The organism is Mesorhizobium sp. WSM4844, assembly GCF_055811775.1.
On record NZ_JBVVQB010000203.1, the window covers coordinates 1 to 397 of the forward strand.

At 63.0% G+C, this 397-nt stretch carries 1 pseudogene; it reads left to right on the top strand.

The window, feature by feature from the left end:
- Positions 1 to 397: pseudogene (locus tag AC0L2A_RS36435) on the top strand (Ulp1 family isopeptidase); the annotation flags it as partial.

The following is a 397-nucleotide window of genomic DNA, read 5'->3' on the forward strand; positions in this document are numbered from 1 at the left end:
AACGGTGTTGATTGCGGCGTCTTCGTGGTGGACGGCACGCGCGCGCTGGTTCAGAGATTGGCGAACCAAGAGTGGCCAGTCCCGCAGCTGCCGCTGGACCTCAACGACCTCGTTGCCGATCGGCAGGCGCTGCAAAACCGACTGAGGGAGGAGCGCTTGCCGCACGAGCTTGCCGCAATCCCCGCGGACGCTTTTGCAGCAGCTGGGTCGCAGGTGCAACACGCCGTCTTGCAAGAGCAGCAAGCCCGACAAGTCGCGCCAGCGCCGTTTGAAAGGCACTTGGGCAAGTCGCGCGAGGCCCAGGACGAGCTGACGCGTACACTTGACAGGAACAACCTCGTGAACAGCGGCGGCGTCATCATCAACAATGAACATTCCACAGCGCTGTGGAGACCGG